The 15,028-nt window shown below is 37.6% G+C and carries 1 protein-coding gene; it reads right to left on the reverse strand.

Annotated features, from left to right (window positions below):
* Positions 1-25: 25 nt before the first annotated feature.
* A complete protein-coding gene (locus tag ORQ98_RS13530) occupies positions 26-13,981 on the reverse strand; it encodes a non-ribosomal peptide synthase/polyketide synthase (RefSeq protein WP_274689344.1) in 13,956 nt (4,651 codons plus the stop codon).
* Between the last annotated feature and the right edge of the window lie 1,047 nt (positions 13,982-15,028).

The raw sequence follows: 15,028 nt of genomic DNA on the forward strand, positions 1-15,028 counted from the left end.
TTATATTACTTTAAGCAAATATCAATTAAATGGTTTCTAATTCAACTCCTGCTGCTTTAGCCAATCGACTTAGGTATTGATTTAACATGGTATCCGTTACCCTTGAAAGTGTGATATTTGTTTCGCCCAACACTTTTTCGGTTAATGCTTGATCAACAGAAAAGCTGGCAACTTTAGTAGTACTATCAAAAATACCATGTAAATAAGGTGCAACGGGTAAATGACTATTCTCATTTACAACAGACTTAGCAGTCGCAAGCCATTCTTGCCAACTCACCTGAGTTAACGTTTTATTTTCCGCTAAAATTTGATTCCAGTTTACCATTTGATTACCTATTAAATGGAACACCCGCTGGCTTTGTGAGTGCTGATCAACCATACCAATCACAGCATCAGCAACAGTATCAACAGTTATCAATGTTTCCTCGAATAGATTATCTGGAAAAATCCCCAATATCAGGCAAGATCGCAAATAACGGCCAATCACATCATCTGGAGCACCTTGCCCTGTACGACTATCAGCAGCAACTCGACCTAATCTGAAAATAAATAAATCAAGCCCTTTTTGTTGAGCATTAAGCAATAATCGCTCTGCTACCCATTTTGAAGCACCATAACCTGAGTGAGTTAATTGTCTTTCATTTTCTGTTGAAGTTGTTTCTGTGACTTTATCTCTTCCAGGTTGACTACTGAATATACCTGTTGTTGATATATAGGCAAATCGGGTTGAGCAACCTTTACTGGCTAGTTTAATTAACGACAGTGTAGCATTTACATTAGCCATTTTTAGTTGTTGATAAGGTAACAAGTGATTAACCCAAGTACCGTTATGAATAATAAGATCAACTGCTTCTGTTAATGACTCCCATAAACTATCTGCTATACCTAATTTTTCCTGGTTAAGGTCACCCAATACGACAGTTATTCGATCGCTATAAGAAGCTTGCCATAAGCCAAACTTTTGTAGGTTTCGTTTTACTCTTAAGAAGCCTTCGTTTATGTCTGTCGCCCTAACAACACAGTAACAGATGGTTTGATTCCACTGAGTAAGTGCCTTATTTAACAAATACGCCCCAACATATCCTGTTACCCCAGTTAGCAGGATATGACTAAACCCTTTTTCAAAGCTTGTTGATGGTTGAGAAAAATCAGGAATAGCTGTTAATAAATTATCATCAACTATTACTTGCTGATATTCAAGTGAGCTATTTTTAGCTTCTGTACCCATTTCTTGACTTTTACTTTGCTCTATAAAATAAGCCAGCTCTCTAATCGTTGGATTAGCAAATAATTGCTGAATACTCAGTTTAAAGTCCAACTCTTTGTTAATTGCAGCCACTAAGCGCACAGCTAAAATTGAATGTCCACCCAAGGCAAAAAAGTCATCTGTGATCCCGAAAACTTTATTATCATCTAACACTGACTGCCAAATAATTAATAGCTGCTGCTCTAAGTCTGTTTCAGCAACTTCAATAGCTGTCAGATTGCTATGAAATACAGGTGCTGGCAATGCCTTTCGATTAACCTTCTGGTTAGGTGTTAAAGGTATCTGGTCAATGACCATGAAACACGCAGGTACCATATAGTCAGGCAGACGTTTCTTTAAATAGGCTTCTAGCTCTCTTTGTAACGTTTGTTGGCAGATATTACCTTCATTGCCTATAACAAGGTAAGCGACAATTTTCTTTTCATCTCCTTCACTACCATGAATAATCACGACTGAGTCAGCTATCCAATCATGTAAATTTAGCTGTGTTTCAATTTCACCAAGCTCAATTCTATAGCCACGAATTTTAACTTGATTATCAATCCTACCTAAAAACTCTAAATTCCCATCTGGAAGCCAGCGAACGCTATCACCGGTCCGATACATTTTAATATCACCAGTTCTTTTAGGGTCAGCAAATGGATCTATAATAAACTTTTCCGCTGTTAGTTCAGGACGGCCTAAATATCCTCTTGTAACCCCATCACCGCCGATATACAGCTCACCAGGAACACCAACAGGCACTAACGACTGATATTGATCCAATACATATAGTTTAGAGCCTGTTGTATTACTGCCTATAGGTACAGAGTTATAAACTATATTATCAGGCACAATATAGTAAGTTGATGCAATCGTCGCTTCAGTAGGACCATAAATATTAACTAATTGGCAGTGTTGATTAGCCAGACTAGTTGCCCATGCTTTGGCAAAATCAGCTGGTAATACATCACCTCCTACAATTACACAATGCAATTTAGCTTGCTGCCAAAACGCAACATCATTTACATAAGGTAATAATACTTCTTTTGCATACAGTGGTGGTAAATCAATATGTGTTAATTGATTTTCAATTAGTAATTTAGCAAACTCTTTATCAATCACTAATCCTTTATCATGCAAGTATAAAGTGGCACCAGCTAAAAAACTAACAAAAAACTGCTCTGTTGCAGCATCAAACCCAATATTAAAAAACTGTAACACTCTATCTTCAGGCCTTACATGATAGAATTTAATAACTACACTAATATGATTTACTAGCGATTGATGCTCAACCATAACCCCTTTCGGCAATCCAGTAGAACCTGAAGTATAAATTAAATAAGCCAAATGGCTACTGGTCAGACCTATTGTTTTTGGATCTATATTATTTTTCGGGTAATTTACCAGTTGCTGTTGTAGCTCATCAATACAAACCACATGCTGATAGTTACAATGTAGTTTATTCAACAATTGATTATTGGTAATCACTTGTTGAACACCAGAATCCTCCAACATATAGTTCAAACGCTCATCAGGATAGGTTGGGTCAAGCGGCAAATAAGCACCACCGGCTTTCAAAATTGCTAAAATAGCAATCATCAAATCAATTGAGCGTTCCAGACAAATTGCCACTATATTATCAGGCCTAACTCCCTGTTCCACCAAATAATGAGCCAGCTGATTAGCTTGTTTATTTAAATCAGTATAATTAACAGCTTGTTTACCATAAACCACGGCAGTTGTGTCAGGATAGTCACTTGCTACTTGTTCAAATAGCTGATGAATACATATAGGCTCATCATTATTTAATAATGTTTGTTGCTGATGTATATTGATTAACTGCTGCTCCTCAAAATTCGTTAAAATTGGTAACTTAAATACAGACTGACCTGGACGTGCAGTAGCAAAAGTCATTACTTTTTCAAAACGACGTGCCATGTTTTCAATAGTCGATTCATAGAATAAGTCCGTATTATATTCCCAACATAAACTCAACTTGCCTTCTTTTTCTACAACATTCAGTGTTAAGTCAAACAGTGATGCTGTTAGCTCCATCGGCTCACTAGTGACGCTCAACCCACTAAACTGTAAGTCACTTCGCTGGTTATTTTGTAAAGCCAGCATTACTTGAATAACAGGATGGTAACTTAAGCTACGAGCAGGCTGTAAGCTTTCAACCAAATGATCAAATGGTACTTGTTGGTGGGCATAAGCTGCCAGGGCCGTTTGCTTACACTGGTCTAGTAATTCATTAAAGCTTAGCTCAGAAGATAAATCACAACGCAACACTAATGTATTAACAAAAAAGCCGATTAATGAAGCAACTTCTGCCTGCTCACGGTTGGCAACAGGTGTACCAATTACAATATCTGTTTCACTACTATAACGGCTTAGTAGAGTAGCTAATACAGCATGAAGCCCCATAAATAAAGTGGCACCTTGTGCCTGACATAATGCCTTGAATCGCTTTGCCAGTTCAGAATCAATTTCACAGAAATAGTGTTTACCATTAAATTGCTGAACCGCGGGCCTAGGTTTATCCAAAGGTAAACTATGTATTTCAGGAATACCTGCTAATTGTTTTTTCCAATAGGCTAACTGTTGCTCTAGTACTTCTCCTTGCAGCCATTGTCGTTGCCATACTGCATAATCACCATATTGCACTGCTAGTTCAGGCAAATTAATTGTTTCGTCCGTAATAATACTATTATACAGCCTGTTCAGTTCATCAATTAAAATGCCCACTGACCAACCATCAGAGGCAATATGATGCATCGTCACTAATAATAGAGCTTCATCACTCGCCAATACGACAAGGTGTGCTCTAAGCATTAAATCCTGACTTAAATCAAACGCTGCCTTATGTAAGTGATGTTTTAATGCATTAACTTTTTCTTGTTGTTTTTTAACAGGATATTTTTTCAAATCAGTAATAGGTAATAACCAATCAGCTGGTAATGGTTGTACCAACTGCGCTGCTTTACCTTCATATAGCCTGATTACTGTTCTTAAACTCTCATGGCGAGACAATAATTTAATAAATGCCTGAGATAATGCTTCATAATTAAGTTCACCAGTTAATCGATAAATAAAGGGTATATGATACTGTTGGCTCCCTTCTTCCATTTGATCGATAAACCACAACCGCTGTTGTGCATAAGAAAGCGGAAGAGGAATAGACCGATTGACTGAAACAATTTTGGGCTGTTCACTGATTCGTGCTTGCTCAATACTTTTAGCAAGTGTTGCTACTGTAGGCGTAGTAAAAATATTTCTAACGCTAATATCAACATTAAATGCCTGCCTTATCAATCCACTTAAACGAACGGCCAGTAATGAGTGCCCACCCAATGCAAAAAAGTTATCATTTACACTGAGTTTATCGTCAATGCCCAATATTTTCTGCCATAACTCAGCTAGCGCAACCTCTATTTCAGATTCAGGATCAACGATAGCAGAGTCAGCTTGGTAGACTGGCTTAGGTAGTGCTTTTCGGTCTACTTTTCCATTAGGCGTCAATGGTAGAGCTATTACCTCCATCACTATTGAAGGAACCATGTATTCAGGTAGCTGCTCAGATAATTGCTGTAATATTGCAGGCTTTATTATGGTAAAACTATAACACTCCTCAGCAACTATATACCCAACCAATCGTTTATCACCAGGCTGATCTTCACGAGCAACCACTACAGCTTCTTTTACTCCCTCACAATTGAGTATTTGTGCTTCAATTTCTTCCAATTCTATACGAAAACCACGTATTTTTACCTGGTGATCAATTCTACCCATGAATGCTAAATTACCATCCGGCAGCCAGCGTACTAAGTCACCTGTTGCATACAAGCGGGCTTCAAGCTCATGACTAAATGGATGAGAAATAAATTTCTCTGCAGTTAGTTCAGGTCTGTTCAAATACCCCCTAGCAACACCTATCCCTCCAATATAAAGCTCTCCAGGTACTCCAACGGGTACTACTTGAAGGTTTTTATCTAACACATAAGCTTCTACTCCAGTAAATGGCTTACCAATATGAATGATTGGGCTATTGTCATTGACTCTAGCAATAGTGGCACAAATAGTTGCCTCAGTCGGTCCATAAGCATTAAATAGAACTCGATTTTGCGCCCATTGATTAGCCAGCGCTAGTGGACAACTATCGCCTCCTATAATCAAACATTTTACCGATTGCCAGCTGTTCTCATCCAATAGCGGCAGTACCGCAGGTGGCAATAATGCATGTGTTAGCTGGAAACGAGCCACTTGCTCAGATAACGTTTCCAATGATGCAACCATTGCTTGTGGAAATAAATATAATGTAGCACCTGAGGTAAGAGCCATGCTCCATTCCCAAGTAGCAGCATCAAAGCTGATTGACGCAAACTGAAGTACTCGACTGGCAGGTGATAATTGCAGTTTATCTTGTTGGGTTTGTAAAATATTAACTAAACCTTGGTGGTTAACCAGGGCCCCTTTTGGTTTGCCTGTAGAGCCAGAGGTATAAATAATATAAGCAAGATCAGCTCCTGCAATATTAACAACTGTATTTGGTATATTTTTAACCGGGTATTGGTTGATGTTTTCTATTATTTTCAGCTCATCAACATAAATAGTATTAGACTGACTTATTTGTAATTGATCCAATGGTGAGGCATCAGTTAGCATTTTATTCATCAAGACAAATTTTACCTTACTATCTTCAATCATGAAGGACAAACGATCTAAAGGATAGTTAGGATCAAGGGGTACATATACGCCACCAGCTTTTAAAATACCTAAAATAGCAGTAATTAAATCAAATGAACGAGGCAAGCAAATTCCCACAAAAGAGCCTGGAGTAACACCTCTATCAATCAAATAAAATGCTAATTGATTGGATTTTTCATTTAATTCCCGATAACTCAATTGCTGGGACTCAAATACAACAGCAATTTGTTCTGGTGTACAGTCAGCTTGTTTTTCAAATAAATGGTGAATACAACTATCATTTATAGCCGTATTGTCTGTTGTTGAAAAATTAGCTAATAACTCTTCACCTTCTTGTTTAGATAATAGTGGCAACTGTGTCACTGGAATATCAGGGGTTAATATAGCCTGATCTAATAACTGGTTAAAATATTTAGCAAAACGGGCTATTGTTTCAGCCTCAAATATAGCAGTATTATATTCCCAGGTCAGACCAACACTTTTTTCTCGCTCTTCTGCAATTAATGTTAAATCAAACTTAGCAATAGGAAAGTCGGGCTTTAACAATTCCGCAGAGATATTTTCTAAAGCAAGTGCGACTTGTTCGTTATTTTGCAGAGCCAGCATCACTTGAAATAATGGATGATAACTCAAGCTACGGGAAGGCTGTAACCGCTCTACCAAATGATCAAAAGGTACTTGTTGATAAGAGTAAGCAGCTAATGCTGTTTGCTTAGACTGCTTTAAGGCACACTTAAAGCTAAGTTCACTTGATAAATCGCTACGCAACACTAATGTATTCACAAAAAAGCCAATAAGTGACGTCACTTCTGCTTGTTCACGATTAGCCACTGGAGTGCCAATAACAATATCTGTTTCTCCACTAAGGCGACTGATTAAAATAGACAAAATTGCATGCAACCCCATAAACAAGGTGGCTCCATGGGATTGGCATAAGGCAGTAAGGCGCCTGATCTGGTGTATATCTACTTCTGAAGTCAGTCGATCACCATGATATTGCTGTATCGCTGGTCTGGGCTTATCCAGTGGTAAACTATGTACTTCAGGAATACCCTGCAACTGTTGCTGCCAATAATCAAGTTGTTGCTCTAAAATCTCACCTTGTAACCAGCTTCGTTGCCAAACCGCATAATCACCATATTGAATCGTCAATTCTGGTAGGTTTGCTTCGATGGTTTTTCCCTGACAAATATTGTTATACAACAAATTAAGTTCATTAATTAACACACCTACCGACCAGCCATCAGAGGCAACATGATGCATGTTTATTAAAAGTAATGACTCATGATTCTTGAGTTGAACCAAGTGTACACGCAACATTAAATCCTGACTTAAGTTATACGGTGTTTTATGTATTTGCTGCTTTATTTCATCAAGCTGCATTTGTTGATAGTGACTGGAATGGTTACGTAAGTCGGTAATAACCATACACCAGTTTTCTGGCAGATTTTGTATATATTGCTGAGCTTCACCTTCTACCAACTCAAAGGCTGTTCTCAAACTTTCATGACGTAATAAAATTTTCCTGAATGCTTGTGATAATGCTTCTTTATTTAATGAGCCAATTAATCGGTATAGATAAGGCATGTGATATTGCTCACTGCCCTCTTCCATTTGATCAATAAACCATAGCCGCTGTTGAGCATAAGATAAAGGCAAGGGTACTGATCGATCTGCTACAGTGATAGTCGTTTGATCCACTTTGCCCGCTTTATCAATAGTATCTGCTAACCCATTCAGGGTAGGGGCTGCAAATATATCCCTAACACTGATGTCAACATTAAACTGTTGTCGAATTAGTCCTGTTAGCTTTACTGCTAATAACGAATGTCCTCCTAGGGAAAAGAAATTGTCAGTGACACTTAATCCATCTGTTATACCCAATACTTGTTGCCAGAGCTTCGCTAACGCTATTTGTAGCGGACTGACAGGCTCAATTAGTGTTGAATGCTCTCGATAATCTGGCTTTGGTAAAGCCCGACGATCAACTTTACCATTTGTTGTTAGCGGCATCACTGTTAGTTCTACCAGCACAGTAGGTACCATATACTCAGGTAATTGAGTCACTAACTGCTTCATTAAGCTATTTTTTAGTATTGAGAAATTAGTTGTTGGCTCTGCAACTATATAAGCAACCAGTCGTTTATTACCTGGCTGGTCTTCTCTGGCAATAACGGCTACTTCTTGCACCTGTGCATGGGTGGCAATTAATGCCTCTATTTCTCCTAACTCAATCCGAAAACCACGTATTTTTACTTGATGGTCTGCACGCCCAATAAAGGCTAAGTTTCCATCAGGAAGCCAACGTACTAAATCTCCTGTACGATATAGTCGAGAATTAGGGTCAGAGCTAAATGGGTGTGGTACAAATTGTTTTGAAGTTAATTCTGGCCGATTTAAATAACCTTTTGCTAAACCATCACCACCCACATATAATTCACCAATAGCACCTACTGGCAGTAAGTCCAACATTTCATTTAATACATACAAATGGGTACCACCAACCGGCTTACCAATAGGTAACGCTTGGCTCTGATTAAAGTGACGAGGTATAGGATAGCAACACGTAAATGTGGTATTTTCTGTTGGGCCATAACCATTTATCACTTGAATATGGGAATGCTGCTGATAAAGCTTATACACAGACTCTGGTGAAACTACATCACCGCCAGCTAATAAAAAGCGTAATGAATTTAATGGCGTGACCGACTGCTGGACAAAGTGATCAAATAAGCCCGCTGTTAACCAAACCGTATTGACTTGGTATTGATTAATTGTGCTTTCTAACAACTGGATGTCAACAGTGTCTTCACCATAAAGTACTACTTGTCCAGCATTTAACAAAGCCCCCCATATTTCAAATGTGGCAGCGTCAAAGGCAATGGAAGCCGCTTGCAGGGTTACTGTTGCTGACGATAAAAATGATAATACCTGATTATTATTCACAAGCCTCACAACACCTTTATGAGGAACCAAGGTACCTTTTGGCTTGCCCGTTGAACCTGACGTATAAATAACATAAGCAAGTTTGTTGATACTGGTTAGCTCTGGTAGGTTTTGATCAGAATAATTTTTAATTTTCAACCACTCTGTATCAATACATATAAGCGAACCATCATATTCAGGTAGTTTACTTGATAAGTCACTTTGTGTAATTAATAATAGGGGCTTACTGTCATCTAATATATAACTTAAGCGCTCTTGAGGATAACCAGGGTCAAGTGGAAGGTAAGCCCCGCCTGCTTTTAATATTGCTAAAATACTTACCAACATTTCTGCAGACCGATCAATACACAGCCCTACGATAGTTTCAGCATTAACACCTTGAGCCTGAAGAAAGTGAGCTAATTGGTTTGCTTGCTGATTTAGCTGATAATACGTTAATTGCTGCCCTTCACTCATGACTGCTATCGCGTCAGGAGCTTTTTCTGCCTGCTGCTCAAACAGTCGGTGAATAGTTTGGCTATCCTGATAAGTCGATTGAACATTACTTCTGTCAATTAATAAGCTCTGCTGCTCATCCTTAGTCAATAAAGATAGCTGTTTAAAAGGCAGATCAGGGGTTGATACAACCTTTTCAATTAACTGGTTAAAATGAGTGGCCAGTTGCTCAATGGTGTCATGATTAAATAATGCTGTATTATATTCCCACCACAAGGTCAACCCTGCTGAACTTGATTCAATATTAAGCATTAAGTCAAATTTAGCGGTGAATAGCTCTGGCTTAAGCAACTCAGCTTTTACACCTGGAAACTGCAACTCTGCCTGTTGGTTATTTTGTAAGGCCAGTACAACTTGAAAAATCGGATGATAACTTAAGCTCCGAGACGGCTGTAAATGCTCTACTATATTGTCAAAAGGTACTTGCTGATGAGCATAAGCAGCTAGTGCGGTTTGCTTTGTTTGCTTTAAGAGCTGATTAAAACTCATTTGACCAGATAAATCTGCTCGTAACACTAACGTATTTACAAAAAAGCCAATCAGTGGCGCAAGCTCAGCTTGCTCCCGGTTAGCCACCGGGGTACCGATTATAATATCAGTCTCTCCACTGTAGCGATTTATTAATATGGATAAAATCGCATGTAGCCCCATAAATAAGGTAGCTTCCTGTCTTTGACATACCATTTCAAATTGTTGTGTCAAACTAACAGGAATAGTTAAATTGACTCGATTACCCTGGTATTGTTGAATCGCTGGCCGCGGTTTATCTAAAGGCAAGTTATGTACTTCAGGCGCCCCTGCTAACTGTTGTTGCCAATAAGCCAACTCTTTTTCAAGTACTTCCCCTCGTAGCCAGTCTCGCTGCCATACTGCATAATCCCCGTATTGAATGGATAATTCTGCTAGTTTAGGTAGATGATTAGCAACTACATCGCTATAAAGTTGATTTAATTCATTAATTAAAATTTCTACCGACCAGCCATCCGCAGCAATATGATGCATTGTCATTAATAACTGTGCCTCATCATCCTGTAATCTGATCAAATGAGCACGCAGCATTAAATCATGACTTAAATCAAATGGTATTTTATGTAATTGTTGATTTAAATTATATATTTGTTGCTGTTGTTCTTCTGTGTTTTTGCCACGTAAATCAGTCACTGCTACCTGCCAGTTCTTTGGCAGTGACTTAATAATTTGCTGGGGTTCTCCTGAATATAACTGAAAAACTGTTCTTAACGATTCGTGACGTTGAAATAATTGACGGAATGCCTCAGATAGTGCATTAATATTAAGATGTCCTGACAAATAATACGTTACTGGTATATGGTATTGCTGACTATTTTCTTCCATTTGATCAACAAACCACAAACGTTGCTGAGCATAAGATAAAGGTAAAGGCTTAGAGCGGTCAGTAGGATTAATCTGTGGTAACTCAGCAACTTTTGATCCAGCTATCACACTAGCTAATGCACCAAGCGTCGGCTGAGCAAATACGGCGTCAATACCAATGTCAACTTTAAACTGCTGGCGTATATGGCTAGCTAGCTTTGCTGCCGATAGAGAGTGTCCTCCTAAATTAAAAAAATGATCATGTAGACTAAGTTGCCGCTCAATACCCAGCACTTGCTGCCATACTAGCACAAGTGATTTCTCAATAGCACTAGTAGGCAGACTCATCTCATTAGCCTCACTATAATCAGGCTTGGGGAGTGCTCGATAATCAACCTTACCATTTTCTGTTAAAGGCAGTGCTGATAACAGAGTAATAGCCATAGGAACCATATACTCTGGCAGTTGACCTGCTAGATACTGAAGCAACTCATTTTCAAGTGTTGTAGTATTTTTATTTATTTCATTTGTTGCTACTACATAAGCAACCAAGCGCTTATCCTCTGGCTGATCTTCTCGCACTATAACGACCGCTTCAGTTACTTGTTCGTGCTGCTCTAATAGTGTTTCTATTTCACCTAGTTCAATTCGAAACCCACGTAGTTTTACTTGATTATCAATACGCCCTAAAAATTCCAATTTACCATCCGACAACCAGCGAACTAAATCACCCGTGCGATAAAGCCGATTCTGATTTTCTGGGCTAAATGGATTAGCAATAAACTTTTCAGCTGTTAATTCAGCTCTATTTAAATAACCCCTAGCTATCCCTAATCCACCTACAAGTAATTCACCAGCAACCCCAACAGGACAAACGTTGTTTTTTGAGTTAACAACATAAGCGCTTGAATTACTTATAGGAATACCAATTGGGTATGAGTTCTGCTGAGACTGTATTTCATACCAAGTACTAAACGTGGTATTTTCTGTAGGCCCATATACATTGAGTAAGTGCTTGGGTTTACCAGCCGTTAAAACTCGATTAATATGATTTGGTGAAGCTGCTTCCCCACCAAATAGAACATTTGTCAATGGTTTAAACGTATCCGGCAGTTGCTCAGCAACAGCATTAAAAAGTGCTGTTGTCATAAAAATTGTGGTTATTTTATCGCGATGGAGTTGCTCTTTAAGTGCTTCAGGCACTAATAGTACTGACTTATCAATACAAACCAGTTTAGCGCCATTTAATAGTGCCCCCCAAATTTCAAAGGTAGCCGCATCAAAAGAATGGTTAGATGCTTGAGCAATAATGTCTGTAGAAGATAGCGAAATATAATTGGTGTTTTTTACCAGTCGTATAATACCTGACTGCTCAATAGTTACACCTTTAGGTTTACCAGTAGAACCAGAGGTATAAATGACATAAGCAAGGTGACTTAAGCTGCTACTGACAGGTGGATTCTGCTTAGGATAATGTTGAATATCTAACCAGTCTGAGTCAATACAGGTAATGTGACCACTATAGTCAGGTAACTCTGTTAACAGCGCTTTTTGTGTTAGTAATAATAGAGGTTTACTGTCTTCTAATAGATAAGCTTGTCGCTCCTTGGGGTAGCTTGGATCTATCGGCAAATAAGCACCTCCTGCCTTAATTATGGCAAGCATACCAATTACCATCTCGATAGAACGCTCAACACACAGCCCAACCAAAGTATCTGGTTTAACCCCCTGCTCTTGTAAATAATGAGCTAACTGATTAGCTTTATAATTAAGTGCCTGATAACTTAACCGCTGTTGGCCAAAAACTACCGCAACAGCATCAGAATGACGCATCACCTGATCTTCAAATAGCTGATGAATTGTCTGATGACTAAGTTCATCACTATATTGAATAGCATTTTGGTCAAAGCCACCCCACGATTGAATGAGCGCTTGTTCAACGGAGCTAATCGTCTCAATATCACTAATTAAGCAATCAATATTACTCCCAAACTGTTGTAAAATGTGGACGAGCCTATTAGCAAAAAACTCTGCTTCCTGTTTGTCCAGATAGTCATCTCGAAAAATAATTTTCAATGTTAAAGGCTGATGCTCACCGAAGTCACACCAAAAAACATGAAGTGGTAATGGCTTCTGTCGGCTTATAATTTGTTCTGTTGACGATTTCAGCCCATTTAATTCTAACTGATAATCAAACTTGCCGTAGTTAATGGCAACATCAAAAAGAACAGGATTTTGATTAAACTTTTCTGCTAACAACCTTTTCAGGTGAGCTAAAGGATAACTCTGATAGAGAAAGTCTTGTTTCCTAATAGCTTTTATATCAGCTAATAAAGATCGAACTGTTTGTGACTTATTAATTTTTGAGCAAAAAGGCACTAACGAAGTAAACATCCCCACTGATTGTAACTGCTGCTTACTCAAACGATTATGTAGAGGAATACCAAATACTGGCGCTTGCTTCCCTTCTGTATTATCAAAGTAAATGCTTAATGCAGCTATAGTAAGTTGTAGCAAACTACTTTTATGATTTTTTACCAGTTTCTGAAGCTGATTTCTTGTTGAGTCAGATAGTTCGATATCAACTGTTTCACTACGAAACTCTTTATGATGTCTTTTTCTAGAAAGTAAGCTATCAGGCAGCCTATTAAACTTGCTTACCCAGTAATCAGCGTCTTTTTTATACTGCTCAGAGTTTAAATAGTCATGAGAGTGTTTAATTGCATCTAGATAGCTAGGTATAGTTTGCTGTAGCCAATCAGTAGGTTCACCTTTAATAATGGAGGTATAAAGTTTTGCCGTTATTTTAGAAAATAAAGATATACCAAATCCATCAATTAAAATATGATGAAATCGTGAGCACCACCAATGCTCTGTGTCGGATATCTTTAATAAATAAAACTCAAAAAGCTTTCCTGAAAATAAGTCAAACGTGGTATCAAACTGATCTTTAATAAACTGTTTTGCCTGCTCTGAGGACTGTTCTTTGCCACTAAAGTCTAATTGCTTTATATAGTCTTTATTAATTTCACTTTTTTTATATAAATAAGGAGACCCTTCATGCTCCTCAAATTTAAACTGAAATAAATCTAAATTATCAACAGCTAAATTTAATGCACGTAGAAATACTTTAATATCAAGAAAACCGGTTATTTTAACATTATTACCTATATTCCACTGGGTGGTATCAGGATTTTTAACCTGATCAAAAAATACTTCTTCTTGAGATAGATGTAAGTTAATACGAGCAACCATTTCATTTCCTTGATTTTTAATTTAGTACTACAATAGGTTTTAAACTGGAGCTATACCCTGTACTTTTTTAAATTCAAAAATAACCTTTTTATTACCAGCTATAGGTATATCAATACTACAGTTATTCCTGCTATAGAAAATAATGTTAGTATTAACACACCGCATAGGTCTATATAACTAAGAATATAGCTTTATATCCAATAAAAAGGCATTTGCAGTAAGTACAGCTCCGTGACTACCCAGACAATTGTCCAACAGTGAGGTACTGGTTATTTTCGGGCTTCTTTGACAATTAGTAAATTATTTTATTCGATTTAATTTTAAAAAAGTTTTTATGCTGCCTAGAGTCAACAGTAACCACTTACATTAACTATTTATAATGACAGCTTAATGACTTAGAAATATAAATTTTTCTCCTATGTAATATCAACCCCAAGAAATAATCTAAAAAAACTCTTATCAACCTGATTTTTTTCTAAATACAAAAAACGTATAATTTTCTGTATTATTTTTATACTAACTTTAGTTAATTCGAGTAATGTATAGCCAATACGGGTATTTTTAAGTATGGCTAACAAATAATGAGTTCCTGTAAGGAATATTTTCATTCGTTAAGGATGTTGTTGTAAGTCTTGCAGTAGCAGGCTTATCCCGGTGAACCTAGAAATCATGTTTGAAAGGTATAGTTGCACCAATAGTAAAAATTCATAGTATGATGGAATCATTTGGCTATATATTGGCACTACTCCTTTCTACTTTTGGCAAGATTTACACAATGACACTAACTGTTACAATAACTACACCGCAAATATAAATCATTATCATTTATATTCTTCAGATTGTCTTGTAACTTAATAGCCCAAATTGAATGTATAGCAGCCAACACAAAGCCAACCATCTACTTATTGATTCCCTACTTAATCAATACCTCTTCCACTTTGGCTGTATCTAACCTGGGTATTGCAGAGGGATATCCAAGCGCCTAATTTTTTGACTAAAGAAACCTCAAACCAATATAGGTCCAGGTATCTCCTGCTTTACTAACTT

The sequence above is a fragment of the Spartinivicinus poritis genome (assembly GCF_028858535.1).
GTDB lineage: Bacteria > Pseudomonadota > Gammaproteobacteria > Pseudomonadales > Zooshikellaceae > Spartinivicinus > Spartinivicinus poritis.

Coding starts and splice junctions, on each gene's coding strand:
- ORQ98_RS13530 (WP_274689344.1), bottom strand. CDS start 13,981: ATGGTTGCTCGTATTAACTTACATCTATCTCAAGAAGAAGTATTTTTT.